26 protein-coding genes are annotated in these 26,103 nt (G+C 72.4%); 6 read left to right on the top strand and 20 right to left on the bottom strand.

Annotated features, from left to right (window positions below; translation table 11 throughout):
• Positions 1–51: 51 nt before the first annotated feature.
• The 20 genes from O7621_RS19090 to rpe all read right to left on the bottom strand — a co-directional run bounded on the left by O7621_RS19090 (position 52) and on the right by rpe (position 18,889).
• A complete protein-coding gene (locus O7621_RS19090; RefSeq protein ID WP_282230512.1) occupies positions 52–2,625 on the bottom strand; it encodes a phenylalanine--tRNA ligase subunit beta in 2,574 nt (857 codons plus the stop codon).
• A gap of 3 nt (positions 2,626–2,628) precedes the next feature.
• The gene (locus tag O7621_RS19085; RefSeq protein ID WP_282230511.1) at positions 2,629–3,690 is read right to left on the bottom strand and encodes a phenylalanine--tRNA ligase subunit alpha; all 1,062 of its coding nucleotides are present in this window, start codon (positions 3,688–3,690) and stop codon (positions 2,629–2,631) included.
• 241 nt (positions 3,691–3,931) lie between these two features.
• Complete coding sequence (locus O7621_RS19080) at positions 3,932–4,822, bottom strand: RNA methyltransferase (RefSeq protein ID WP_282230510.1); 891 nt, start codon at positions 4,820–4,822, stop codon at positions 3,932–3,934.
• 47 nt (positions 4,823–4,869) lie between these two features.
• On the bottom strand, positions 4,870–5,262 hold the full coding sequence (gene rplT / locus O7621_RS19075; protein ID WP_123601272.1) for a 50S ribosomal protein L20: 393 nt from the start codon (positions 5,260–5,262) through the stop codon (positions 4,870–4,872).
• A 31-nt stretch (positions 5,263–5,293) separates the two neighbouring features.
• Complete coding sequence (gene rpmI / locus O7621_RS19070) at positions 5,294–5,488, bottom strand: 50S ribosomal protein L35 (RefSeq protein WP_123601271.1); 195 nt, start codon at positions 5,486–5,488, stop codon at positions 5,294–5,296.
• Between the two features lie 19 nt (positions 5,489–5,507).
• Positions 5,508–6,128 (bottom strand): translation initiation factor IF-3, encoded by a 621-nt coding sequence (gene infC / locus O7621_RS19065; RefSeq protein WP_123601270.1) that lies wholly within the window; start codon positions 6,126–6,128, stop codon positions 5,508–5,510.
• 438 nt (positions 6,129–6,566) lie between these two features.
• Positions 6,567–6,980, bottom strand: coding sequence for a PH domain-containing protein (locus O7621_RS19060; protein ID WP_282234652.1), 414 nt, complete (start codon positions 6,978–6,980; stop codon positions 6,567–6,569).
• A 38-nt stretch (positions 6,981–7,018) separates the two neighbouring features.
• Positions 7,019–8,128 carry a DMT family transporter gene (locus tag O7621_RS19055; RefSeq protein ID WP_282230509.1) on the bottom strand — a complete coding sequence of 370 codons (1,110 nt, stop codon included), beginning with the start codon at positions 8,126–8,128 and terminating at the stop codon, positions 7,019–7,021.
• A gap of 51 nt (positions 8,129–8,179) precedes the next feature.
• Positions 8,180–9,640, bottom strand: coding sequence for a benzaldehyde dehydrogenase (locus O7621_RS19050; protein WP_282230508.1), 1,461 nt, complete (start codon positions 9,638–9,640; stop codon positions 8,180–8,182).
• A 66-nt stretch (positions 9,641–9,706) separates the two neighbouring features.
• Positions 9,707–10,168, bottom strand: a complete 462-nt coding sequence (locus tag O7621_RS19045; RefSeq protein WP_282234651.1) for a DMT family transporter — start codon at positions 10,166–10,168, stop codon at positions 9,707–9,709.
• A 41-nt stretch (positions 10,169–10,209) separates the two neighbouring features.
• A complete protein-coding gene (hisG, locus tag O7621_RS19040; RefSeq protein WP_278168769.1) occupies positions 10,210–11,058 on the bottom strand; it encodes an ATP phosphoribosyltransferase in 849 nt (282 codons plus the stop codon).
• A 67-nt stretch (positions 11,059–11,125) separates the two neighbouring features.
• Complete coding sequence (locus O7621_RS19035) at positions 11,126–11,407, bottom strand: phosphoribosyl-ATP diphosphatase (protein WP_348775321.1); 282 nt, start codon at positions 11,405–11,407, stop codon at positions 11,126–11,128.
• Positions 11,408–11,456: 49 nt separating this feature from the next.
• Complete coding sequence (locus O7621_RS19030; protein ID WP_282230506.1) at positions 11,457–12,581, bottom strand: Gmad2 immunoglobulin-like domain-containing protein; 1,125 nt, start codon at positions 12,579–12,581, stop codon at positions 11,457–11,459.
• Positions 12,581–13,147, bottom strand: coding sequence for a SigE family RNA polymerase sigma factor (locus tag O7621_RS19025; protein ID WP_281554604.1), 567 nt, complete (start codon positions 13,145–13,147; stop codon positions 12,581–12,583). Before O7621_RS19025 ends, O7621_RS19030 begins: the two co-directional genes overlap by 1 nt.
• A 90-nt stretch (positions 13,148–13,237) precedes the next feature.
• Positions 13,238–13,723, bottom strand: coding sequence for a 6,7-dimethyl-8-ribityllumazine synthase (ribH, locus tag O7621_RS19020; protein ID WP_282230505.1), 486 nt, complete (start codon positions 13,721–13,723; stop codon positions 13,238–13,240).
• Positions 13,723–15,021 (bottom strand): bifunctional 3,4-dihydroxy-2-butanone-4-phosphate synthase/GTP cyclohydrolase II, encoded by a 1,299-nt coding sequence (locus O7621_RS19015; RefSeq protein ID WP_282230504.1) that lies wholly within the window; start codon positions 15,019–15,021, stop codon positions 13,723–13,725. Before O7621_RS19015 ends, ribH begins: the two co-directional genes overlap by 1 nt.
• Positions 15,018–15,692: a riboflavin synthase gene (locus O7621_RS19010; RefSeq protein WP_282230503.1), complete on the bottom strand. Its 675-nt coding sequence runs from the start codon at positions 15,690–15,692 to the stop codon at positions 15,018–15,020. Before O7621_RS19010 ends, O7621_RS19015 begins: the two co-directional genes overlap by 4 nt.
• 4 nt (positions 15,693–15,696) lie before the next feature.
• On the bottom strand, positions 15,697–16,758 hold the full coding sequence (ribD, locus tag O7621_RS19005; protein WP_282230502.1) for a bifunctional diaminohydroxyphosphoribosylaminopyrimidine deaminase/5-amino-6-(5-phosphoribosylamino)uracil reductase RibD: 1,062 nt from the start codon (positions 16,756–16,758) through the stop codon (positions 15,697–15,699).
• Positions 16,759–17,249: 491 nt separating this feature from the next.
• The gene (locus O7621_RS19000) at positions 17,250–18,215 is read right to left on the bottom strand and encodes a response regulator (protein WP_282230501.1); all 966 of its coding nucleotides are present in this window, start codon (positions 18,213–18,215) and stop codon (positions 17,250–17,252) included.
• Positions 18,209–18,889, bottom strand: coding sequence for a ribulose-phosphate 3-epimerase (gene rpe, locus O7621_RS18995; RefSeq protein ID WP_282230500.1), 681 nt, complete (start codon positions 18,887–18,889; stop codon positions 18,209–18,211). The genes O7621_RS19000 and rpe overlap by 7 nt, the downstream gene beginning before the upstream one ends.
• A gap of 325 nt (positions 18,890–19,214) precedes the next feature.
• Here rpe and O7621_RS18990 point away from each other — a divergent pair, with 325 nt between their 5' ends.
• The 6 genes from O7621_RS18990 to O7621_RS18965 all read left to right on the top strand — a co-directional run bounded on the left by O7621_RS18990 (position 19,215) and on the right by O7621_RS18965 (position 26,075).
• Positions 19,215–20,612, top strand: a complete 1,398-nt coding sequence (locus tag O7621_RS18990) for a cytochrome P450 (RefSeq protein WP_348775247.1) — start codon at positions 19,215–19,217, stop codon at positions 20,610–20,612.
• A 36-nt stretch (positions 20,613–20,648) separates the two neighbouring features.
• Complete coding sequence (locus O7621_RS18985) at positions 20,649–22,058, top strand: cytochrome P450 (protein ID WP_282230499.1); 1,410 nt, start codon at positions 20,649–20,651, stop codon at positions 22,056–22,058.
• Complete coding sequence (locus O7621_RS18980; RefSeq protein WP_282230498.1) at positions 22,055–23,113, top strand: hypothetical protein; 1,059 nt, start codon at positions 22,055–22,057, stop codon at positions 23,111–23,113. The genes O7621_RS18985 and O7621_RS18980 overlap by 4 nt, the downstream gene beginning before the upstream one ends.
• Positions 23,110–24,132 carry a polyprenyl synthetase family protein gene (locus tag O7621_RS18975; protein WP_282230497.1) on the top strand — a complete coding sequence of 341 codons (1,023 nt, stop codon included), beginning with the start codon at positions 23,110–23,112 and terminating at the stop codon, positions 24,130–24,132. The genes O7621_RS18980 and O7621_RS18975 overlap by 4 nt, the downstream gene beginning before the upstream one ends.
• A gap of 66 nt (positions 24,133–24,198) precedes the next feature.
• Positions 24,199–25,155: a septum formation family protein gene (locus O7621_RS18970; protein ID WP_282230496.1), complete on the top strand. Its 957-nt coding sequence runs from the start codon at positions 24,199–24,201 to the stop codon at positions 25,153–25,155.
• 14 nt (positions 25,156–25,169) lie between these two features.
• Positions 25,170–26,075: a septum formation family protein gene (locus tag O7621_RS18965; protein WP_282230495.1), complete on the top strand. Its 906-nt coding sequence runs from the start codon at positions 25,170–25,172 to the stop codon at positions 26,073–26,075.
• Positions 26,076–26,103: the final 28 nt, after the last annotated feature.

Genomic DNA, 26,103 nt, shown 5'->3' with positions numbered 1-26,103 from the left:
CGGTCCGCCCGTCGTCGCGGCGGACCGGGGCCGGGACCCACTGTCGGTCGGTCAGGCGCCGCGCAGCGTCGCGCCGAGCCGGGAGGCGGCCTCGGCGACCGCGCCGTCGCGGGCCGCCACCGCCTCCTCGACGGTCAGCGTCCGGTCTGCGGCCCGGAACACCAGCTTGTACGCCAGGGACTTGCGCCCGGCACCGAGCTGCTCCCCCGCGTACACGTCGAACAGCCGGACCGATTCGAGCAGCTTGCCCGCCCCGGCCACCAGCGCGGCGCGGACCTGCGCCGCCGGGGTGGCCTCGTCGACGACCAGCGCCACGTCGATCAACGCCGGCGGGAAGCTGGAGAAGTCCGGTGCTGGCACCACCGGAGCCGCCGGCACCGCGTCCAGGTCCAGCTCCATCGCACAGGTACGCCGGGGCAGTTCCAGCGCGGCGACCGCCGCCGGATGCAACTCCCCGGCGTGGCCGACCACCACCCCGTCGACGAGCAGTTCGGCGCAGCGGCCGGGATGCCAGGGCGCGTACTCGCCGGCGCGGACCTCGACCCGATCGGCCGGAACGCCGGCGGCGTCGAGCACGGTCCGACCGGCCTCGACGGCGTCGGCCCAACTGGCCGGCCGGCCCGCGCCCCACCAGCCACCGGGCTCAAGCTCACCGGCCAGCACCACCGCGACGTGCCACGGCTGGTGCGGTACTGCGGCGTCGGCGGCCGCGAACACCTCGTCGGCGGGCCGGTCGTCGACCCCCATCGGCGGCGGTGCGGCGGCACCCGGCCGGGGTTGGAACACCACGCCGATCTCGTAGAGGGCGACGTCGCGCTGCCCCCGGCCGATGTTGCGCCGCAGCGTCGCCAGCAGCGGCGGCAGCAGGCTGGTCCGCAGCAGCGGGTCGGTGTCAGCCAGCGGGTTGGCCAGCCGGACCGCGTCGCGGCGCGGGTCGTCGGCGGGCAGCCCCAGGTCGTCGGCGACCTGCGGGGAGACGAACGGGTAGCAGAGCGCCTCGACGTGACCGGTCTCGGCCAGCGCCCGCGCTACCGACCGGCGGCGGCGTTGGTCGGCGGTGAGCCCCCGGCCGGCCGGGGCGGGCGGCAGGGCGCTGGGCACGTTGTCGAAGCCGTCCAGCCGGACCACCTCCTCGACCAGGTCGGCCGGGTCGGTCAGGTCGGGCCGCCAGCTCGGCGGGCCGACGACCAGCGGCGCCGTACCGTCGTCGGCGGCCGACGCCGCCGAGGTGGCGGTGGCCACGCCGGTGGCGACGGCGCTGGCCACCCCGGCGGTCGACCCGGTGGCGACGGTGCAGCCGACCGCCGCCAGCAGGTCGACGACCCGCTGCCGCGGGTACGCCACCCCGACCCGGCGGCCGGGCAGCCCGGTGTCGAGGACGATCGGGGCCGGCGGGGCGACGTGGTCGATGTCCAGGATCTCCGCGCCGGCGGAGCCGCCGGCGTGTTCGGTGAGCAGTGCGACGGCGCGGTCGATGGCGACCAGCGGCAGCGCCGGGTCGACGCCGCGTTCCCACCGTTTGGCGGCTTCGCTGAACAGCTTGTGCCGACGGGCGGTACGCCCGACCATCACCGGATCCCAGTGCGCGGCCTCGAACAGCACGTTGCGGGTGCCGGGCACCACCTCGCTGGTTTCGCCGCCCATCACTGCGGCGAGCGAGATCGGTCCGGTGTCGTCGCAGATCACCATGTCCTCGGCGTCGAGGACCCGGGCCACCCCGTCCAGGGTGGTCAGCTTCTCCCCCGCGACGGCGCGACGGACCACCAGCGGCCCGGCGAGCCGGTCGGCGTCGAAGGCATGCATCGGCTGGCCGATTTCGAGCATCAGGTAGTTGGTGATGTCGACGGCGAGGCTGATGCTGCGTACCCCGGCGATGGTCAGCCGGCGGGCCATCCAGGCCGGCGTCGGCGCGGTCGGGTCGATGCCGCGGACCATCCGGGCGGCGAACCGGTCGCAGCCGACGGTGTCGCGGACCTCGACCGGGTAGGCCGGGGTGTCGGTGGCGCCGGGTGCGTCGATCGCCGCCGGGTCCCGCCACGGTACGCCGAGCGCCTGGGCGAGTTCGCGGGCGATCCCGCGCACCGACATGGCGTACCCCCGGTCGGGGGTGATCTCGACGTCGACCACGACGTCGTCGAGGCCGACGACGGGCCGGGCGTCGTCGCCGGGCGCGGCGGTGACGTCCGGCGGCAGCACGATGATGCCGGCGTGGTCGTCGCTGACGCCCAGCTCCCGGGCGGAGCAGATCATGCCGTTGGAGTTGCGCCCGTAGGTTTTGCGGGCGCCGATGGCGAATCCGCCGGGCAGCACCCCGCCGGGCAGGATGACGACGACCTTGTCGCCGGGGGCGAAGTTGGTGGCGCCGCAGACGATCTCCTGCGGCTCACCGGTGCCGTTGGCGGTGCCCACGTCGACCCGGCAGAACCGGATCGGCTTTTTGAAGCCGGTGAGTTCCTCGACTTCGCGGACCTCGCCGACGACGAGTGGGCCGGTGACGGTTCCGGCCAGGTCGACGATGGACTCGACTTCCAGGCCGAGGCCGACCAGGGCGTCTTCGAGCCGCTGCGGCGTCAGGTCGGCCGGCAGGTCGACGTGCTCGCGCAGCCAGGAAAGTGCGATCCGCATGTCTCAGACCTCCATCCCGAACGCGCGGGTGAACCGCACGTCGCCTTCCACCATGTCGCGCATGTCGCTGATGCCGTGCCGGAACATCAGGGTGCGTTCGATGCCCATCCCGAACGCGAATCCGGAGTAGACCTCCGGGTCGATGCCGCAGGCTCGCAGCACCCGGGGGTTGACCATGCCGCAGCCGCCCCATTCGACCCACCGTGGCCCGTCGCGGTGCTGCGGGAACCAGACGTCGAACTCGGCGGACGGCTCGGTGAACGGGAAGTAGTGCGGCCGCCAGCGGGTCCGGGCGTCGGCGCCGAACATCGCCCGGGCGAAGTGGTCCAGGGTGCCCTTGAGGTGCGCCATGGTGATACCCCGGTCGACGACGAGCCCTTCGACCTGGTGGAACACCGGGGTGTGGGTGGCGTCGAGTTCGTCGGTGCGGTAGACCCGCCCCGGGCAGACCACGTGGATCGGCGGGGTGCGGGTCAGCATGGTCCGGGCCTGAACCGGTGAGGTGTGGGTACGCAGCACCAGGCCGGGCAGGTCAAGGTGGAAGGTGTCCATCAGCCCGCGTGCCGGGTGGTCGGGGCTGATGTTGAGCGCGTCGAAGTTGGTCCACTCCAGCTCGGCCTCGGGGCCTTCGGCGATCTCGTAGCCCATCCCGACGAACAGGTCGCCGATGCGTTCCATCAGGGTGGTCAGCGGGTGCCGGGCGCCGCGCGGGCGGCGGTCGTACGGCAGGGTGACGTCGACGCGTTCCTCGGCAAGCACCCGACGGGCCCGCTCGGCTTCGAGTTCGCCGCGCCGGGCGTCGTACGCGGTCTGCACCGCGGTACGCGCCTCGTTGACCCGCTTGCCGGCGTCGGCCTTGGCGGCCGGCGGCAGCGCGCCGATTTCCCGGCGGGCCAGCGAGATCGGGGCGCGGTCGCCGAGGTGCTGGGATCGCAGCGCGGTCAACGCGTCCAAGTCGGCGGCGGCGGCGAACGCCTTCTCGGCGTCAGCGACCGCGCCGGTGAGCGCGGCCGGGTCGAGCAACGCGACCTGCTTCGGATCGTATGGGTCGTTGCGGTAGGTCATGACGTGCGGGCACTCCCTCGCGGCGTGCGGTCACCGGGGCCGATGACCGGCAAGAGTCTACGGACGCGCGGCGCTGCCGCAGCCCGCCGGTAGGGTGCGCAGGCAGGAAGGGTCGGTCAGCCCTGCCGCCCGCCGGAACCGGCGGGCCGGGTAAACAGCCGATGAGGTGGCACATCACAGCCGGGTTGCCGGTCGCGGCGCGTCGGATGGTCGTCGACGCGCGCCGGGTAGCTGCGGACGCTCATCGCGTGGGCCTTCCTGGGCGCTGTGCTCTGGCCGAAGTGTACAGGCAGACGGCTGCGGCGGCAGCCAGGTTCAGGCTCTCGGCGCGGCCGTGCAGCGGCACCCGGACCCGGGCGTCGGCCCGGTCGGCCAGCTCGGCCGGCAGGCCGTGCGCCTCGGTGCCGAACAGCCAGGCGGTCGGCGCGGCCAGCGCGCCCGAGTCGGCGAGGTCGTCGAGGTCGGTGTCGCCATGGCCGGTGGTGGCGAGCACCCGCAGGCCGGCGGCGCGCAGCTCGTCGACGACGTGTGCCGGGTCGTCGTGGCGGACCACGTCGACGTGGAACAGGCTGCCGGCGCTGGCCCGGACGCACTTTCCGTTGTACGGGTCGACGGCGGCGCCGGCGAAGACCACGGCGCCGGCTCCGGCGGCGTCGGCGGTGCGCAGCACGGTGCCGGCGTTGCCCGGGTCGCGGATCTCGACCAGCACGGCGGCCAGCGCGGGCCGGCGGCGTAGCGCGCCGTCGAGGGTGACGTCGAGGTGGTCGCAGACGGCGACGACGCCCTGCGGGTTGACGGTCTCGGCCAGCGCGGTGAGCGCGGCGTCGTCGACGGTGGAGACGTCGACGCCGGCGCTGGCCGCCGCAGCGGCCAGGTCGGTGTGCCGGGTACGCCCGGCGGCGGTGGTGAACAGTTCGCGGACCAGTCCGGGCACGGCGAGCGCCTCCCGGACGGCCTGCGGGCCTTCGGCGAGGAAACGCCCCGTTGCGTCGCGGTCGCGGCGCCGGTGCAGCCGCCGGGCGGCCACGATCCGGGGGGTACGGGTGGTGAACGTCGGCTGCTGGTGGTCGACCCCGCCGCCGGTGGTGGCCGGGACACGGTCGAGGCGCCCGGCTGGCCGTGGTGCGGTCATGCCGGACGCCTCGATTCGTGCCACGTGCGGGTCAGGGTCGCGCCGGTTCAGGCGGCCTGGGCCGCCGCGCCGCCGGTGCCTTCGGCGGCGACCGCCGTGCGGGCCACCTCCACCAGGGCGGCGAACGCGGTGGCGTCGTTGACCGCCAGGTCCGCGAGGACCTTGCGGTCGACCTCGACGCCGGCCAGCTTGAGGCCCTGGATGAGGCGGTTGTAGGTCATCCCGTTGGCGCGGGCCGCCGCGTTGATCCGGGTGATCCACAGCTGCCGGAAGTCGCCCTTGCGGTCGCGGCGGTCCCGGTAGGCGTACTGCATCGAGTGCAGCACCTGCTCCTTGGCCTTGCGGTACAGCCGGGACCGCTGGCCCCGGTAGCCGCTGGCGTCCTCCAGCAGGGTACGGCGCTTCTTCTGGGCGTTGACGGACCGCTTGACGCGTGCCATTTCACCTACTCCTTCGGGTCAGTGGCGCGCGTCAGCGGCCGAGCAGCTTCTTGATGCGCTTGACGTCGGCCGGGGACACCTCGACGGTGCCGGTGAGCCGGCGGGTCCGGGTGGAGGGCTTGCCCTCCAGCAGGTGGCGCTTCCCCGCCTGCTCGGCCAGGATCTTGCCACGGCCGGTCACCTTGACCCGCTTGCCCATACCGGTGTGGCTCTTCATCTTTGGCATGTGTCGCGTCTCTCCCCTGTCACTCGCCGGTGTTCCCGGCGGGTCCGGCCGTGGCGGCCGGTGGTGGTGCCTCGACGGCGCCGGATTCCCGGTCCCGGGAGGCTCCGCCGCCCCGGGCCGCCGTCGCGGCGGCCGCAGCGGCCTTGGTGGCCCGGTGCGGGGCCAACACCATGATCATGTTCCGGCCGTCCTGCTTCGGTGCGGCCTCGACGTACCCCAGGTCGGAGATCTCCGATTCGAGCCGGCGCAGCAGCCGGTAGCCCAGCTCCGGCCGGCTCTGTTCCCGGCCCCGGAACATGATCGTGACCTTGACCTTGTCTCCGGCCTTGAGGAACCGCACCACGTGACCCTTCTTGGTCTCGTAGTCGTGCGGGTCGATCTTGGGTCGGAGCTTCATTTCCTTGATGACGGTCTGCTGCTGGTTACGCCGCGCTTCGCGCGCCTTGAGTGCGCTCTCGTACTTGAACTTGCCGAAGTCCATGAGCTTGCACACCGGCGGACGCGCCATCGGCGCAACCTCAACCAGGTCCAGGTCGACGTCCGCGGCCAGCTGCAGGGCGCGCTCCAGCGGGACGATGCCCACCTGCTCACCCTCAGGGCCGACCAGTCGGACCTCACGTGCCCGGATCTGCTCGTTCACGCGTGGTTCGACGCTGATGGGGCCTCCTCGAGTCGGTAATCTCCGTGGTGCCGTCGCACCCCGGGCCGGCCCCCGGTTGGGGACGCCCCGGGAAAGCAGAAGGCCCTGGCACATGCCAGGGCCTGCTCGACCGGTCGGTGACGCCGTCGACGGCGTCGGCCCGGTGGCGGACGGACCGCCGTCGGGAGACCGGACCCGCCCGCTGGATGGTGGTCCGCGGTACGGGTGGGAGCAGGCGCTCCGCTTTCGCGACTACCTCCGCCCGGCTGCCGGCTCGCGCCGGCGCCGCCGGTCGAGGGCAGCGTGGTCGACGCGACAAGACTACCAGGCTCCGGCCATAGCCGTACGCCCGGCCGGGTGTCAACCCACGGTGTCCCCGGCGGGGGTGTAGCCAGTGACGGTCGCCGCGCGAACCCCGCGGCGTCAACCAGCGGGGCGTCAGCCGGCGGCGGCCGCCGCGCGGCCCGCCGCGTGCAGCCGGCGCAACGCCCGGACCGCCTCGACGGCGTGTTCCCGGTCGACAGACTGCAACGCGAGCATCGGCACCAGCTCGTCGTCGGCCAGCTCCAGGCTGGCCCAGGCGGCGTCCCGATCGAAGCGGACCGCCGTGACCAGCGACCACGGCAGCTGGTAGGTGCGCAGCACGTTGCGCACCCGTACCCCGTCGGCGTCGGCGTCGACCCGGGGCCGGGTGAACAACAGGATCACGGCGGCCCCCACCAGGCCGAGGCCGACCATGGCGGCCTGGTCACCACGCTGGAAGCTGCCCAGATTCGCGCCGGTGGACCCGCGCAGGCCGAAACTGACCGCAGTGAAGACCAGCAGCAGCGCGGCGGCCAGCGACCAGCACATCACCCGCAGCCGGCGAGCACGCACCACCAGCGCGCCGGTCAGCTCGGTGGTCGGAAAGGTCGGCTTGTCTGCCACCCGGTCAAGTCTGCCACCGCACGGTCCCGGCCGACCGGCCGGGACCGGCGGGTGCCCCGGCCGGACACCAGCACCGCGACGATGATCAGCGCGGCGCCGGCGATCGGACCCGCGCTGACGCCGGGACCGCCGGGGACCAGGACGTCGATCAGCAGCGCCCCGACGAGCTGACCGGCGACCACCCCGAGCCCGGTCCGCAGCACTCCGACCGACCGGACCCCGACCAGCAGCGCCACCACGATGCAGACGCCGAACAGCCCGCCGAGGTAGAGGTACCACTCGCCCGGCCACGCCCGGCCGGCCGCCGCCCGGTAGCCGCCGAGCAGACCGGCCGCGATCAGCACCAAGGGCGTACTGACCACGAAGTTCGCCACCGTGCCCATCGCGGTGGTGCTGGCCGCCGAAACCCGCCCGTTGAGCGCGGACTGCACCGACACCGCCAGCCCGCCGGCCACGGCCAGCGCGATCACCCCGACCGCGAGCTGCCCGACCGGCCGGCCGATCTGGGCCACCACCACCGCGCCGATGCCGAGCAGCGCCCCGACCAGCCGGGGTATGGTGACGGCGAGTCGGCCGGCCGGGGCCAACCCGACCCGGTCCACCACCAGGCCGCCGAGACTGTTGCCGGCGACCTGGGCGATGGTCAGCACCGCCACCCCGAGCACCGGGACGGCGTAGGTGGCGGCGGTGACGAAGAACGCCCCGCCGACTCCGCCGAGGTAGGTCCACCAGGGCAGCCGGGCGGCCCGCAGGGTATGCAGCCCGGCGCGCATCGACGGCAGGAGCAGCAGCCCGAGGGCGACCAGCAGCGACCCGCCGATGTTGTTGACCACCGCCCCGATGACGGCGCTGCCCATCCGGGCACCGAGTTCGGCGTTGACCGCGCTCTGCGACGCGGACGCCACCCCGCCGAGCCCGGCGACGGCGAGCGCCAGCCAGGGCGGCAGCACCCCGGCGAGGCGGCGCGGGCCCGGCTCCCGCGCCGGCTGGAGAGGCGTGGTGGCCGGCGTAGGGTCCGGTGGTGTCACCCGGTCACTGTCACAGCCGGCCGCGACGATGTCTGTGACGGACATCGCGTACCGTCGACGGATCGACGTCCGTCCAGCAGCTGCCGGTCCGCCGGGTCAGAACGGGAACCGGCTGATGTCGCCCTGCATGGTGAGCCACTGGGTCTCGGTGAACGCCTCGATGTTGGCGGCCGGCCCACCGAACCGGCTGCCGGTGCCGGAGACACCAACCCCGCCGAACGGCGCCACCGCCTCGTCGTCGACGGTCTGGTCGTTGATGTGCACGATGCCGCTGGGGATCCGGTCGGCCAGCGCCATCGCCTTCATCACGTCCCGGCTCAGGATGCCCAGCGACAGGCCGTACTCGGTGTCGCCGGCCAACGCGACCGCCTCGTCCAGGTCGGCGAAGGTGGCGACCGGCGCGACCGGGCCGAACACCTCCTGAGCGAACGCCGGTGTGGTCGGGGTGGCGTCGGCCAGCACCGTCGGCCGGTAGAACAGCTCCTCGTAGGTGCCGCCGGCCGCCAGCCGGGCTCCGGAACCGACGCTGGCCGTGACCAGCGAGTGGATCTTGTCCCGCTGATGTTCGTCGATGATCGGGCCGAGCGCCACCTGGGCCGTCGCCGGATCCCCGACCGGCAGGTGGTCGGCCTTGGCCGCCAACTGCTCGACGTACCGGTCGGCGATCCGCTCGTGCACCAGGTGCCGGCCGGTGGCCATGCAGATCTGCCCCTGGTGCAGGAACGACCCCCAGGCACCGGCCGAGACCGCGAGATCCAGGTCGGCGTCGTCGAGCACGATCAGCGCCGAGTTGCCGCCCAACTCCAGGTGGGCCCGCTTGAGATGGCGGGCGGCGGCCTCGCCCACCTTGCGCCCGGCGGCGGTGGAACCGGTGAAGCTGACCACCCGGACCCGGGGGTCGGCGATCAGCGCCTCGCCGACATCCGCCCCGCCGGGCAGCACGTGCAGCAGCCCGTCGGGCAGACCAGCCTCCTGGAAGATCCGGGCGATCGACACCCCGCCGCAGACCGCCGTACGCGGATCGGGTTTGAACACCACCGCGTTGCCCAACGCCAGGGCCGGTGCGATGGACCGGATGGACAGGATCAGCGGGAAATTGAACGGTGCGATGACGCCGACCACGCCGACCGGCAGCCGACGCGCCAGACTCAGCCGGGGCTGGCCGCTGGCCAGGATCTCTCCGGTCGGGTGCGACGGCAGGGTGGCCGCCTCGTAACACTCCTGGGCGGCGGTGGTCGTCTCGACCTCGGCTTTGGGCGGCACCGACCCGGCCTCGCGGATCAGCCAGCCACCGATGTCGTCGGCGTACTGCTCGAACAGCTGACCGGCCCGGCGCAGCACGGCGGCCCGCTCCAGATAGCTGGTGGCGGCCCAGTCGCGTTGCGCCTGCGCGGCCCGAACGCAGGCCCGCGTCACGTCGTCGGCGTTGCCGACACCGACCCGACCGATCTCCTGCCGGGTGGCCGGTGACATGGCGGCCATGGTGCCGCCGGCCGCCTCGGTCCAGCCGTCGCTGAAGATCATGCCGTGCCACGTCGTCGTGTCGAGTAGTGCCATGAGGAACCTCCGGCCGGTCGGGAATCCGAATCCTCCCTACCTTCCCGCACCAGCACCGGATCCACCTCAGGAACCCGCGTCACCCGTACGAGGAGTTGAGCCGCGACCGGACACGACGACGGCGAGCAGGATCAGTACCGCGCCGACCAGCAGGCCGGCACCCGTCGAGGGCCCGCCGGGAACGAGTATGTCGATCAGCAGCGCGCCGACGAGCTGCCCGCCGAGTACGGCCAGCCCGGTGCGCAGCACACCCACCGACCGGACTCCCACCAGCAGGCCGATCATCACCATGACCCCGAACAGGCCACCCAGGTAGAGGAACCACTCCCCCGGCCAGCCGCCCCGCGTCGCGGCACCGGACGCGCCGAGCAGCGCCGCCGTGCCCAGTACGAACGCCGCGTAGGTGGCGGCTACCACGAAGATGTTGTTCACGATCGCGCCGACCGGTGCGCTGCCCATCCGGGCGCCGAGTTCGGCGTTGACCGCGCTCTGCGACGCGGACGCGACCCCACCGAGCCCGGTGACGATCAGTGCCAGCCAGGGCGGCAGGACCCGCCGCGTGGTCGCGGTCAGAGGCGGCAGGCGTGGATGTCGGTGACCAGGATGGCGCGGGCACCCAGGTCGTACAGCTCGTCCATGATCCGGTGCACCTCGGCGCGGCGGACCATGGCCTGCACCGCCACCCAGCCTTCGCGGTGCAACGGCGAGATGGTCGGCGACTCGATGCCCGGGGTCAGCGCGGTGGCCTGCTCCAGCAGGTCGGCGCGCACGTCGTAGGCGAGCATCACGTACCGGTGGGCGACCAGGACCCCCTGCAGCCGACGGATCAGCTGGTCGGCCTGCCCGGTGGTGGCGGTGCCGGCCGGGTGCACCAGCACCGCCGAGGAGCGCAGGATCGGCTCGCCGACGGTGACCAGGCCGGCCTGGCGCAGCGTGGCACCGGTTTCCACCACGTCGGCGATGACGTCGGCGACGCCGAGCCGGATGGCGTTCTCCACCGCGCCGTCGAGCCGGACCACCTCGGCCTTCAGCCCGTGTTCGCCGAGGTAGCTCTCGACCACCCCGGGGTACGCGGTGGCGATGCGTCGCCCGGCGATCTGCTCCGGCACCCGGGTCAGCGTCTCCGGGCGGGCGGCGAACCGGAACGTCGCCCCGGCGAAGTCGAGGTCGAGCAGCTCCTCGGCCGGGCTGCCGGAGTCGATCAGCAGGTCCCGGCCGGTGATGCCGAGCTCCAGCTCACCGCTGCCGACGTAGGTGGCGATGTCACGGGGCCGCAGGTAGAAGAACTCGACGTCGTTGGCCTCGTCGCGGCAGACCAGGTCCTTGGGGTCGGTGCGCTGGCGGTAGCCGGCCTCGCGCAGCATGTCGGCGGCCGGTCCGGAGAGGGTGCCTTTGTTCGGTACGGCGATGCGCAGCATCTCGGTCTCGCTCCTGTCGAGGGTGTGAGGGTCACACGAGGGTGCGGGTCACGGTCGCAAGGGCGGGTCAGAGATGTCGGTAGACGTCCTCGAGCTCCAGTCCGGTGGCCAGCATCAGCACCTGCGCCTGGTAGAGCAGCTGGGAGATTTCCTCGGCGGCCCGGTCGGGGGTCTCGTGCTCGGCGGCCATCCACGCCTCGGCCGCCTCCTCGACGACCTTCTTACCGATGGCGTGCACGCCGCGCTCCAGCGCGGCCACCGTCGACGAGCCCGGGGTCCCGGCTGCCGCCTTGGCCTGCAGCTCGGCGAACAGCTCCTCGAACGTCTTCACGGTGCCCGATTGTGGCAGCCCGGCACCGGGCGGGTCGGCACCGGGTCCGCACCGGTCCACCTGCTGATCACCGTACGGTGATCGCGGCGTCGACGAGGTACCGGGGCCCTTCGTCGGCGACCATCGACTCCTCGTACGCCTCGATGGTGTAGTCACCGGGTGGCAGGCTCAACTCGACGAACGCCTCCCCCCGGCCAGGTGCGCCCGCGTCGAGCGTGACGTACCGCCGGTGCACGACCTGTCCGCCCTGGCGGACCCGCAGCTGGGCGGTGGCCTCGTGGACGCTGCCGGCGAGGTGCACGGTGAAGGTCCGCCCGACGGTGTCGCCGTGCTGCGGGTCGATCAGCCAGAGCATGGCCAGGGTGTCCAGCGCGGCCCCCTTGGTGATCTCGTCGCCGGTGTCGACGTGACCCCACAGCCGGTCCACCGGCTCGCCGTCGAGCAGCAGCCGGATCCTGGGGTCGCCGCCGGTGACGCCGGCCACGGTCCAGGCGAGCTGCTGCACCGCGGCGGCGGCTGCGGCGGCGTCGAGGTTGGCGACCCCGGCGCCGGTGATGTTGACCCCGACGATGTCGTACTGGGTCCACACGGTGGCCACGGTGGCCCCGGCCGGCCACAGGGTGCGGTAGTCGGGGTCGGCGAGCCGGGCCGCGGTGAGCATCTCGCCGAGCGCGGCCCGCAGTTCGGCGACGACACCGGTGTCGGTCAGCTGAAAACGGTGGAACTCGCGGTAGAGCCGCAGCCCTTCGCCGTCGGCCGTACCGACGTAGTAGACCGGCAGGGTCGCCACCGGGCTGCCGGCCTGCTGTCCGGCGGCGCCGGCGGTCGGCGGACCACCGGTCGCCGGTCCGGCGACCGGGGCGTCGCGGTCGGTCGGCCGGTCCGTCGGCCCAGCGGTCGGTGCCGCGCCGGGCGGGGCCGGGCCGGCGCTGGCCGCCCCGGACGGCGGGCCGGGCTGCGGGGCCGGCGGCAGGCAGCCGACCACGCCGACCAGGCTGGCGGCGACGGTCGCGGCGGCGGCGCCGAGCAGCACCGCCGGCATCCGGCGCCGTCGGCGGGCGTCGATCTTGCCGCGGATCGCGGTCAGCCCGTCGGGCCGTACGTCGACCCGGTCGGCTTCGGTGTGCAGCGCCCGGCGCAGCAGGTCGGCGGTGCTTGCGTCGCCGGGCAGATTGTCGTGGTCGGTGTCCATCACAGGCCGTCCAGGCTGGTTCGCAGTGCGGCGATACCGCGTGCGGTGTGGCTCTTCACCGCGCCTCGGCTGACCCCCATCGCGTCGGCGATCTGGGCCTCGGACAGGTCGGCGTAGTAGCGCAGCACGATCGCCTCCCGCTGGCGGGGCGGTAGGGCGCGCAGCGCGGTGATCACGTCGGCGTGGCGGAGCTGGTCGAGGGCGCCGGCTTCGGCGCTGGGTGCGTCGGGGTCGGGCCGGGCGGCGGCCAGGTGGGCCTGCACGACCCGTCGGTGCCGAATCGCCGACCGGCACCGGTTGACCACGGTGACCCGCAGGTAGCCGAGTGCCTTGTCGGCGTCGCGGAGCCGCCACCAGCGGCTGTGCAGGGCCACGTAGGCGTCCTGCACGATCTCTTCAGCCATGCCCGGTTCCCGCAGCAGCAGGGTGGCGAGGCGCACCAGCGGGCGGTAGTGCGCGGCGAACAGGCGGGTGACCGCCTCGTCCGCCGCCCACGTCGTCGTCTGTGCCCGCTGTCGTGGCATCGTCCTCCCCGAGCCCAGGTCGGTGACCAGTTCGGGTGTCACGCCACTACGACGTGTCACCAGCGCATCTGGTTTACCGCGCGAGCGGCGGGAACGTGACGGGTCGGGGTACCGCGGTTCGAGAGGTCAGGTTCAGCCCACCGGTACGGCGTGCACGGCCCGCAGGGCCAGGGCGGCGTCGAGCACGGCGACCATCGACGACCAGCCCTTGTCCTCGGCCGAGCCGGGCAGCCCGGCCCGGTCGCGGGCCTGGTCGATGGTCTCGACGGTGAGCACGCCGTGCCCGACCGGGGTGGACTCGTCGAGTGACACCCGGGTCAGGCCGTCGGTGACCGACCGGCACACGTAGTCGAAGTGGGCGGTGGCGCCGCGTACCACCACTCCGAGGGCGACCACCGCGTCACAGCGCCGGGCCAGGGCCTGGACGACGACGGGCAGTTCGACGGAGCCGGCGACCCGGACCACCTGCACGTCGGCGACGCCGCAGGCGTCAGCGGCGGCGAGCGCCCGGGTGAGCATCGCGTCAACCAGGTCGGTGTGCCAGCGGGCGGCGACGACGCCGACGGTGAGCCCGGCGGCGTCGACGCTGGAGACCCCGGGTTCGCCGAATCCGGCCATCAGGCCCGCCCTCTGGACAGTTCGCCGACCGGGTCGAGGTCGGCCGCGCCGTCGAGGTCGGCCGGTGCCGCGCCGGCCGGCTGGTCGAGACCGTCGAGCAGGTGGCCCATCCGGTCCCGTTTGGTACGCAGGTAGCGCACGTTCTCCGGATGCGGATGGACGGTCAACGGTTCCCGCCCGACGACGTTCAGGCCGTAGCCGGTCAGCCCGGACACCTTGTCCGGGTTGTTGGTGAGCAGCCGGATCGAACGGACCCCGAGGTCGTGCAGGATCTGCGCACCGGTGCCGTAGTCGCGGGCGTCGGCGGGCAGGCCGAGTTCCAGGTTGGCGTCGACAGTGTCCCGTCCCTGGTCCTGCAACTGGTAGGCGCGCAGCTTGTGGGCCAGACCGATGCCCCGGCCCTCGTGGCCGCGCAGGTAGAGCACCACGCCGCGGCCCTCGGCGGCGACCCTGGCCAGGGCGGCGTCCAGCTGCGGGCCGCAGTCGCAGCGCAGCGAGCCGAAAACGTCCCCGGTGAGGCACTCGGAGTGCACCCGGACCAGCACGTCACGACCGTCGTCGAGGTCACCGTGGACCAGGGCGATGTGCTCGGCCGGGTCGTGGGCGACCCGGTAGCCGACGGCACGGAACACCCCGTACGGCATCGGCAGCCGGGCCTGTGCGACCCGCTCGACGTGGGTCTCGTTCCGCCGCCGGTGGGCGATCAGGTCGGCGATGGTGATCAGGGTGAGCCCGTGGTCGGCGGAGAACTTCTCCAGGTCGGGCAGGCGCATCATGGTGCCGTCGTCGTTGACCAGTTCGCAGAGCACCCCGGCGGGGCGCAGCCCGGCGAGCCGGGCCAGGTCCACGGCGGCCTCGGTGTGACCGGGCCGGTGCAGGACACCGCCGGCGCGGGCGCGCAGCGGCACGACGTGGCCGGGTCGGGACAGGTCGGTCGGGCCGGCGGCGGGGTCGGCGAGCAGCCGCAGGGTGTGTGCCCGGTCGACGGCGGAGATGCCCGTGCTGACGCAGTCGCGGGCGTCGACGGTGACGGTGTAGGCGGTGCCCCGCCGGTCCTGGTTGGTGTGGTACATCGGCGGCAGGTCGAGCCGGTCGCACTCGGCTTCGGGCAGCGGCGCGCAGATGTAGCCGGAGGTGTGGCGCACCATGAAGGCGACGAGTTCGGCGGTGGCGTGTTCGGCGGCGAAGATCAGGTCGCCTTCGTTTTCCCGGTCGGCGTCGTCGACGACCACCACGGCCCGGCCGGCGGCCAGGTCGTCGAGGGCCTGTTCGACGGTGCCGAACCCGGCGGCGGTCACGGGCGGACCCCGCCGACGAAACGTGCCCCGTCCAGTTGCTTCGCCACGTACTTTGCGATCACGTCGACCTCCAGGTTGACCAGGGCCCCGACCGGTTTCCGGCCGAGGGTGGTGAGTTGCAGTGTGGTGGGGATCAGCCCGACGCCGAACCAGCCGGCCACGCCGGGCCCGCCCGACCCGCCGGTCGCGGCCGTGGTCGCGGCCGTGGCGTCGCCGTCGGACACCTCCATGACGGTCAACGAGACGCCGTCGACCGCGATCGAACCTTTCTCCACGACGTACCGGTGCAGGCTGGCGGGCAGGCTGAACCGGACCTGCTCCCAGCGGTCGCCGGGGGTGCGTTCGACGACCGTGGCGACCCCGTCGACGTGGCCCTGCACCAGGTGCCCGCCGAGGCGGGTGGTGAGAGTGGCGGCGCGTTCCAGGTTGACCGGGTCGCCGGGCCGCAGCGTCCCCAGTGAGCTGCGGTCGAAGGTCTCCTTCATCACGTCGACGGCGAACTGTTGGCCGTCGACGGAGACGACGGTGAGGCAGACGCCGTTGACCGCGATCGAGTCGCCGTGCCGGACGTCGGCGGCGACCAGTGGGCCGTGGACGGTGAGCACGCCGCTGTCGCCGTGCCAGTCGAGCGGGCCGGCCGCGCCCAGCTCCTCGATGATGCCGGTGAACATCGACTCAGCCCTCTTTCTGCCGGGGTACGGCGGTGATCCGCAGGTCGGGGCCGACCTGGGTGACGTCGACGATGGTCAGGTCGATGGCGTCGGCGATGGTGTGCACTCCGGCGTCGCCGAGCGCGGCGGGGCCGGCGCCGAGCAGTCTCGGGGCGAGGTAGCCGACCACCCGGTCGACCAGGCCGGCCCGCAGGAACGCCCCGGCGAGCACCGGGCCGCCTTCGAGCAGCGCGGAGCGGATACCCCGGTCGTAGAGGGCGGTCAGCAGGGCGGTGAGGTCGACTCGGCCACGGTGGTCGGCGCCGAGGTCCGCGGTGGTGGCGATCCAGGTGCCGGCGGCGGCGTCACGGACCCGGGCGTCGGCCGGGGTACGCCCGGAGCTGTCCACGATCACCCGCAGCGGCTGCCGGACGGCGGGTCCGCCGGCGCTCGGGGTCCGGACGGTGAGCCAAGGGTCGTCGGCGAGTACGGTGCCGACGCCGGCGATGATCGCGTCGGCGGTGCCGCGCAGCGTGTGGACGTCGGCGCGGGCCGCCTCCGAGGTGATCCACATGCTGGTGCCGTCGTCGGCGGCAGAGCGCCCGTCGAGAGTGGCGGCGTACTTCCAGGTGATGTAGGGGCGGCGCCGACGGACGGCGGTCAACCAGGCGATGTTGGCGATCTCGGCCTCGTCGGCGCGCAGCCCGACCTCGACGTCGATGCCGGCGGCGCGCAGCGTCTCGGTGCCACCGGCGGCGATCGGGTTGGGGTCGGGTACGGCCAGCACGACGCGGGCGAGCCCGGCGTCGACCAGGGCGGTGGAACAGGGTCCGGTGCGTCCGACGTGGTTGCACGGTTCAAGGGTGACGACGGCGGTGCCGCCGCGGGCCCGGTCGCCGGCCTGGGCGAGGGCGGCGATCTCGGCGTGCGGCCCGCCGGCGTGGGCGTGGAAGCCTTCACCGACGACGTGACCGGCGGTGTCGAGCAGGACGCAGCCGACGATGGGGTTGGGGCTGACCGAGCCGAGGCCATGGACCGCAAGGTCGATGGCGCGTCGCATCGCCTCGTCTTCGGAGAGGATCGCCATGGCCGTTTCTCTTCTCCTCGCCTGCCGGGGTGCGCGGCGGGCGGGAGGTGCCGGGCCCGGTAGGGGTGGCCGGCGACAGCATGGCGGCGGCGGAACGCCTCGGCGCGCGGCCACGACGGACCGGCCCCGGGGGCGCTGCACGGGTACGGCGGTGCCGGTCGGCACGCCACACCTGAGCGTCCGTTCCGCGCGCTGTCTCCCATCCGGACTGTCTGGGCCGGTCCGTGCCAGGTCGGCACGGTCTGGCCCAACCGTCGGCTCCGGAGTCTCACCGGATCCACCGGGCGTCGTCTCCGACGACCGGGTCGCGGGCTGGCCACGGCTTGCGCCGTGGATCACCGCCGGTTCGGAATTTCACCGAGTCCCGCCAGCGCGTGGTGGGTGCTTCTCCGAGTGTTACACGGCACACGGGGATCATCGCCAGGGACGCGACCGACCTCACAACTGTCGGATACCCGACAGCAGATCGGTCGTCGGCCCGTTCGGGCAGGTCAGTTGGTGGACAGCCGGCGGTCGACCGCGATGTACGAGCCGGGTTGGCTCTTGGCAACCGACTTCATCTCGTTGGCCACCGTGATGATCTCGCGGGGGTCGCTGAACCGGCGGCTGCCCGCCGACACCGCCACCCCGACCGAGAGAGTGACCAGAGCTGCCTTCTGCAGGTTGCCACGTCGGTCCTTGACCTCCACGTAGCCGCGCCGCGCGTCGGACGGGTCGTACAGCTCGTCGGCGGCCTTCTCGAAGTCGAGGATCGCCTGCTCGATGATCGGCCGTACCTGTTCGGGCGCGCAGACCACCACGAAGTCGTCGCCGCCGATGTGGCCGAGGAACGCCGGCGGCAGCCCGATCGAGACCACCGCCCGGTGCATGCACCGGGCCAGCGCGGAGATGAACTCGTCGCCGCGGGCGAAGCCGTACACGTCGTTGACGCTCTTGAACCGGTCGATGTCGACATAGCCAACGGCGTAGTCGGCACCGCTGCGGACCCGGTCGGTGATCTCCCGGCTGACCCGGGTGTTGCCCGGCAGCCCGGTCAACGGGGACACCTCGCGGTACTCGCGGTTGCGCCGCAGGGTGGAGCTGACCCGGGCGATCAGCTCCGAGGTGTCGAAGGGCTTGACCAGGTAGTCGTCGGCGCCGGCGGTCAGCCCGACGACCTTGTCGACGGTCATCCCCTTGGCGGTCAGCATGATGATCGGCAGCGCCGCGGTCATCGGGTCGGCCCGCAGCCGCCGGGTCAGGTCCAGCCCGCCGATGCGGGGCATCATCAGGTCGACCACGGCCAGGTTGGGCCGGTGCCGTTCGATGATGTCCAGAGCCTCCTGACCATCATGGGCGAGCATCACGTCGAAGCCGTGCAACCGCAGGTTGACCTCGACGAACCGGGCGATGTCAACATCGTCGTCGACGACCAGGATCAGGTCCGGCCGGGACTCGGCCCCTTCCGGGCTCACCACCGTGGCGCGGTCCGCTCGGCGATCTGCCGCAGTCTGCGGACCGCCTCGGCGGGGTCCTCAGCGCCGTACACGGCGGTGCCGGCGACGAACGCGTCCGCGCCGGCTGCGGCGGCCTGCTCGATGGTGTCCGCGGCGATCCCGCCGTCGACCTCGATCCGCAGCTCAAGATGGCCGCTGGCGGCGTGCCGGCGGGCGGCGCGGACCTTGTTCAGCATTTCGGGGATGAACCGCTGGCCGCCGAACCCGGCCTTGATCGTCATGACCAGCAGGGTGTCGAAGCTGGGTAGCAGCTCCAGGTAGTCCTCCACCGGGGTGTCCCGGTCGACCGCCAGGCCGGCCTTGGCCCCGGCCGACCGCAGCTCCTTGGCCAGCGCCACCGGGTCGTCGCACGCCTCGGCGTGGAAGGTGACGTTGTACGCGCCGGCGTCGGCGTAGCCCGGTGCCCAGCGGCGCGGGTCGGTGATCATCAGGTGCACGTCGAACGGCAGTGAGGTGGCCGGCAGCAGGCTCTGCACCACCGGCAAGCCGATGGTCAGGTTCGGCACGAAGTGGTTGTCCATCACGTCGACGTGCAGCCAGTCCGCCGCCCCCTCGACCGCGCGGGCCTCGTCGGCCAGACGGGAGAAGTCGGCGGCCAGGATGCTGGGCGCGATGAGCGGCGCTGGTGCGGTCACCGCGCCAGTCTACGAACGTGAGCAAGCGTTCCACACCCGCCACGACGATCGCCCGCCCGACGGGTGATCCGACGGTCGGAACCGCCGGCGGACCCGCCGATGTACGGCCGACCGGGGGGGTAGCCGGGGCGGTCGGCACCGGGGCCGCGACCGGGCGTCGCAGGCGGTTACGCCGGCCCAACAATCCGCGCGAATGCGTTATTGACTGCCTTTTACCGACATACGCAACGGGGCCGGTGGTGGCTCGAATAACTCCAAGATCCACCACCGGCAATGCAAAATTTCCGATTGTAGCCACGACAGCACCTTCGGTAAGGTGACCGCCATGACCGACCCGCGTCGCGTCGACGCAGATCCGGCTGCCCGCAGCAGATCCAGGCCAGTTCCACGGCTCAGCCTGCGGGAAAATCTCGTCGGGATGCAGGCTATGCGCCGGGATCAGCTTGCATTCCTGCAGGACGCGGTCCGTAACCACGGTGACATCTTCAGGATACGTCTCGGTGGTATACCGATGGTGGTACTGACCAACCCGGAGCACATCCACCATGTCCTGGTCGACAAACACGCCAACTACGACAAGGAAAACTTCCTCTGGCGTACGGTCCGGGCGATCCTCCGGGAAGGACTGATCGGCAACCGGGGCGACGAAACCTGGCAACGCAACCGCCGGCTGATGCAGCCGACGTTCAACCACGCCAGCGTCGCCCGCTTCGCCCCGAACATGACCGGCCTGACCGCAGACATGATGCACCGATGGGCGCCGGAGGCTGCCTCCGGTGCGCCGGTCGACGTCGTCGGACCGCTCACCGACCTGGCGCTGAAGATCGTCCTGCGGTCGCTGTTCGGCGTCGAGCCCGACGAGCGCAGCCACCAGTTCGAACGCGACTTCCTGGAAGTCAACCGCCGGCTCGGCGACTTCCTCCGGTTCCCCTTCCCGCCGCTGAGCTGGCGCACCCCGTCCCGCAACCGGATCCGTGCACTGACCCGGAAGCTGGACGGCTTCGTCCGCTACCTGATCGACACCCGACAGCACGAGCACGACAGCGACCACCGGGACCTGTTCAGCCTGCTACGGCACGCGGTGGACCCGGTCACCGGCACCAGACTCACCCCGGACCAGCTCTCCAACGAGATCCTGGCGATGATCATCGCCGGGTACGAGACCACCAGCAACTCGATCTCCTGGGTGTACTACCAGTTGGCCCGCCAACCGCAGGTGCAGCAACGGGTGCACGACGAGGTCGACACCGCCCTCGACGGGCGGGTGCCGACCTTCGACGATCTGCCCCGGCTGCCGTACACCCGGATGGTCATCGACGAGACGCTGCGGCTGTTCACCCCTGCCTGGCAGACGATGCGGCGGGCGGCGACCGACGATGTGGTCGGCGGCTACCGCATCCCGCAGGGCACCGAGGTGCTGATGAACCTGTTCCTGCTGCACCGGCACCCGGACTTCTGGCCCGACCCGGACCGCTTCGACCCCGACCGCTTCACCCCGGCAGCGGTCGCCGCCCGGCCCCGGCACGTCTACCAGCCGTTCGGCAGCGGCCCGCGGCACTGCATCGGCAAACACTTCGCCCGTACCGAGCTGCACCTGATCACCGTGATGCTCGCCCAGACGTTCGCGGTCAGCCTGCCCGAGGGCGCGCCGCCGGTCACTTTCGCACCGCTGGTCACGCTGCACCCGGCGGGCGGCATGTGGCTCCGACTGCACCGACGCTGACCTGCACCATCGCTGACCGGTCCACCGCGTCGACCCGTGGAAAGTGAGAAGATCATGTCCCCGCAGGTACGCAGCCGAGCCCCGGGCGGCACCCGGGAGATACCCACCGTCACGCCGGGCAGCGGCGTCGGCGGCACCTTGGCCTTCAAACGCGACCAGCTCGCCTTCCTCGGCCGGGGCGTCGACCGCTACGGCGACATTTTCCGGTTCCGGCCCCTGGGTATCCCAATGGTGCTGGTCAACCATCCCGACTACATCCGGCATGTGCTGGTCGACGAGGGCGAGAAGTACGACAAGAACGCCGTCCTGTTCAAGGTCGTCCGGCCGGTGCTGCGCAAAGGACTCATCGCCAACCCGGACATGGATCTGTGGCGACGGCAACGGCGGATGATGGCGCCGCACTTCACACCCCGTACGGTCAGCTCTTTCACCCGAAACATGACCGACGAAGCCGAACAAATGCTCGTCCGGTGGGAGCAGAATTACGGCCGGGGCGGCACCCTCGACGTCACCGACGAGATCGGCCAACTCGCCCTGCGAATCGTCAACCGGTCGCTGTTCAGCGCGCAGGTCGGCGACATCGCGCAGGCCTTCGAACGGGCATTCGGCGAGGCCAACGCGATCCTCGGCGCGTTCTTCCGGTTCCCGTTCCCGCCGCTGAGCGTGCCGACCCCTCGGCACCGCCGGCTGCGCGCCGCGATCGCCGACATGGACACCTTCGTGTCGACGTTCATCAACCGCCGGCTGCACGAGGAGGTGCCCACCGGCGAGGAGACCGACCTGCTCACCCTGCTGCTGCACACCGTCGACGAGACCGACGGCCAGCGGATGGACCTGGAACAGCTGCACCACGAGGTGCTCAACATCTGCATCGGCGCCTACGAGACCACCACGAACACCCTGTCCTGGGCGTTCTACCTGCTCGCCCGGCACCCGGAGGTCGAGGCGAAGCTGCACGCCGAGGTCGACTCGGTGCTCGCCGGCCGGACGCCGACCTTCGAGGACCTGCCCCGGCTGCCGTACACCCGGATGGTCGCCGACGAGACGCTGCGCATCTACTCACCGGCGTACCAGTTCATGCGCCGGGCCAGCTCGGCCGACGTGATCGACGGCTACCGGGTACCGGCCGGCACCAACATGCTGATCAACAGCTACCTGCTGCACCGGCACCCCGACTTCTGGGACGACCCGGAGCGCTTCGAACCGGAACGGTTCACCCCGGAGCAGGTGGCGCGGCGCCCGAAGCACGTCTACGTGCCGTTCGGCAGCGGCCACCGGATCTGCATCGGCAAACACTTCGCGCTGTCCGAGCTGGTCCTGGTGCTGGCCTCGGTGGCCCGTCGGCACCGGCTCGTACTGCCACCTGGCGCACCCGAGGTGCGGCCGGAGGCGCTGATCACCCTGCACCCCAAGGGCGGGGTCCACCTCAACCTGGAGTACCGGTGACCTTCACGGACGACACGGCCAGCCACCTGAGCCTCGACCCGGTCCAGCGGACCCTCGACCGCTTCCCCTACCAGCTCAACCCGCACGTCGAACAGGCCCGCGCGCACCTGACCAGTTGGGTACGCGACACCGGACTGGTGCTGCGTGAGCAGGCCCGCGCCCGATTCGACCACGCCGACTTCGGCTGGTTCGCGTCGATGGTCTACCCGACCGCCGACGCGGCGCACGCCGAGCTGATGGCCGACTGGTTCGCCTGGCTGTTCCTGGTCGACGACCAGTTGGACGACGGTGCCGACGGACGCAGCCCGCAGCACCTCGCCGAGGTGATGGCCGCGATGCGGCGGGTGCTGTCCGCCGACGACTTCGGCGCCGCCGACGCGCGGCGCCGGGACCTGCCCCGGGCGGTGTCGTCGCTGGCCGACCTGTGGCGGCGTACCGCGCCGGACGCCACTGCCCGCTGGCGGCAACTGTTCGTACGGCACCTGGAGCAGTGCCTGACCACCGCCGCCACCTGGGAGGCCGGCAACCGACTGTCCGGCACCGTGCCGGACGAGGCCACCTACATCGAGAAACGCCGGCACACCGGGGCGATCTACGTCTGCATGGACTTCATCGACGTCGTCGAACGCATCGACATGCCCGACGAGGTGTACGACAGCGCGCCGTTTCGCACCGCACTCGACGCCGCCTGCAACGTGGTCTGCTGGACCAACGACATCTACTCACTGGACAAGGAACGCGCTCTCGGCGAGGTACACAACCTGGCGTACATCGTCGGCTACCACCATGGGCTGGACCGCGACGCGGCGGTCGACCGGGTGACCCGGGCGATCGACGCCGAGACCGACCTGTACCTGACCGCGCAGGCGCAGCTGCGGCGAAACTACCCCGGCCGGGCGGCGGTGCTGGAGCCGTACCTGGCCGGGATGCGCAGCTGGATGCGCGGCAATGTCGACTGGTCCAGCCGGACAAAGCGCTACCAGCCGACGCAGACAATTACAGAACCGGCACCACAGGAGTATCTGGAGGCCACGTTGCTCGGGAGCCAGGGTTGACCGCCGCGACCACCGCACAACGCGACGCCTGGGCGCGGCTGGCGGCGGCGCGGACGTTGATCGGGCCGCAGCTGCGCCGCGCCGTCGACCGGCTCGCCGACCCGATCCACACCGTCGCCGGCTACCACTTCGGCTGGTACGCCGCCGACGGCAGCCCGGCCGAAGCCGGCTGGGGCAAGGGGCTGCGCGGCGGCCTGGCACTGGCCGGCGCCGAGGCGGTCGGTGCCCCGGCGGACCGGGCGGTGCCGGCGGCGGTCGCGGTGGAGCTGGTGCACAACTTCACCCTGCTGCACGACGACGTGATGGACGGCGACCGGACCCGGCGTGGCCGGCCCACCGCCGGGGCCGCGTTCGGCGACGCGCAGGCCATCCTGGCCGGTGACGCGCTGCTCGCGCTGGCCTTCGACACGGTACGCGGGCAGGCCGCCCCAGCCGCCGCCGAGCTGTGCCAGGTGCTGCTGGATCTGGTGGCCGGGCAGAGCGCCGACGTGGCGTTCGAGTCACGTACCGCCGTGGGGTTGGACGCCTGCCTGGCGATGGCGGCCGGCAAGACGGCGTCACTGATCGGTGCCGCCTGCGCGGTCGGCGCGATCAGCGGCGGCGCCGACCCGGACCGGGTCGACGGACTGAAAGGGTACGGCCACCACCTGGGGATGGCGTTCCAGCTGGTCGACGATCTGCTCGGCATCTGGGGCGACCCGGCGGTGACCCGCAAACCGGTCGGCGCCGACCTGCGGCAGCGCAAGAAGTCGTTGCCGGTGGTGTTCGCCATGGGCAGCGGCACGCCGGCCGGCGCCGAGCTGGCCTCGCTCTACGCGATACCGGGTGCGTTCACCGACGGGCAGGTGGCCCGGGCCACGCTGCTCGTCGAGCAGGCCGGCGGCCGGGACTGGGCGCGGCGGGAGGCGGACCGGCACCGGGCGGCGGCGCTCGACCGGCTGGCGACGGCCCGGCCCGAGGCCGACGCGGGTACGGCGCTCGCCCAGTTCGCCGACCTGGCCGCCCACCGGGACCGCTGACCCGGATGGACAGTGCTCCGGGGCCCGGCCGGTCCGTGGCCGGCCCGGTGTCGTACCCTCGTCGGCTTGAGTGGACAACGGGGAGGCAGCGGGATCATGGTCCGACGGTGGGGTGTCCGAGCGGGACTGGCAGCGCTGCTGACCGCCGCGTCACTGACCACGACGGCCGGCTGTGTGCCGCTGTCGCCGGGCGTGGACGGGGATCTGGTCAACGGCTGGGTCGCGATCGACGAACCCGTCCACTTCGCACCCGAGGCCGGCAGCTGCCATAACGACAGTCGGCGCTTCATCGACTGGGAGAGCTATCGACCAGTTGGCTGCGTCCGGTACCACCTGGTGGAGACCGTGCACGTCGGGATGCTTGGCGACGAGCCGGCGGTGCCGTTCGACGAGGACGGCGCGGCGGACGGTCTGATCCCGGCCCGGCGGGCCGCCCGGGCCGAGTGTGACCGACGGGTGAACGAGTTCCTTGGCGGTCCCTGGCAGACCGCCCGGCTGCGGATGACGGTCGTGACGCCGTCCGACGCCGCCTGGACCGGCGGGGCCCGCTGGTTCGGCTGCGACGTCGGTGTCGTGGACAGTCCTGGCGGCCCACTGGTCGACTGGTACGGCACCATCGAGGGTGCGCTGCACGCTCCCGGCCATCCGCTGCGCCTGACCTGCTACGACTCGACGGCGGTCGGTATCGACGACGAGCCGCTGACCGAGCCGCTGGACTGCGACACCCCGCACCAGGCCGAGTTCGCCGGCACGTACGTGGAGGACAAACTGGCGTACGACGAGGTGGAGTTGAACGACGAGCGGGTCCACAGCCGGTGCCGCAAGGTGGTGGCCGACTACGCGAAGGTGCCGAACAACGGCGACCTGCAGTACCGGGTGGGCACCATCTACACCTACTCCGACGTCCTGGACTGGGCGGAGGGCGACAGGACGATCCGCTGCTTCGCCTGGCGGGCCGACCCGCTGTTGACCGGTTCGGTGCGCGACGGCGGCACCAGCGCCCTGCCCATCCAGTACCAGTGAATCGGCAGATTCTCATGATCTTGCAGCCGCTACGGACCAGGATGGTCGCGCTGCTGGCCGCCGCGTCGCTGGCCGTTACGGCCGGCTGTGCGGCACCGCCGCCGGGGACCGACGGCACCCTCACCGACGGTTGGGCCGGGTTCGACGAGCCGACCACCTTCGTCCCGCAGGCCGGCACCTGCCACCGCGCCGAGGCTGCCTCGGGCAGCGGCAGGTACTACCGTCCGGTCGACTGCGACGAACTGCACCTGGTCGAGACAGTCCACGTCGGCACCTTCACCGGTGCCGACGCACAACGGACGACCGCCCCGGTGGGCAATGTCCCGGCCCGCGAGACGGCCCGCGTCGAGTGCGATGCCCGGGCCGCCGAGTTCCTCGGCGACATCTGGCAGCACGGCCTGCTCGACATGACCGTGCTGGTGCCGCCGCAGGCGGCCTGGAGCGCCGGGGCCCGCTGGTTCCGCTGCGACCTCACCGAGATCAGCAGTGTGTTCCGGGGCAAGGTGCTGCCCCGGACCGGAAGTCTGCGCGGCACGCTGGCCGACGGTGGCGCGCTGCGGCTGGGCTGCCACGACGTGCGGTGGGGCGACGACCACCTCGAAGCGCTGGAGCCGGTCGACTGCGCCCGGCCGCACCACGGCGAGTTCGTCGGCGTCTTCGACGGCGGCACCCTGCCCGGCAGCTGGCCCGGGGACGAGGCGATTCAGGAGCGCTGTCTGCTGATGATCGCCGACTACGCGGACCTGCCGGTCGACGAGGACCTGCCCTACCGGGTGGCCACGTTCTGGTTCCGGACGGGGAACCCTTCGGTGTGGGCAGGCGACCTGCGGGTCCGCTGCTTCCTGTACGTACCCGACTTCACCACCCCGCTGGTCCGCTCCGCCAAGGGCGGCGGGCCCGACCTGTTCCCGGTCTGGTAGCCGCTCACGATCCCTGGCGCGCCCGACC

It is taken from the genome of Solwaraspora sp. WMMD937 (assembly GCF_029581175.1).
GTDB lineage: Bacteria > Actinomycetota > Actinomycetes > Mycobacteriales > Micromonosporaceae > Micromonospora_E.
The sequence above is the reverse complement of the archived record's forward strand: the minus strand, read 5'-3'. Positions and strand labels throughout refer to the sequence as shown.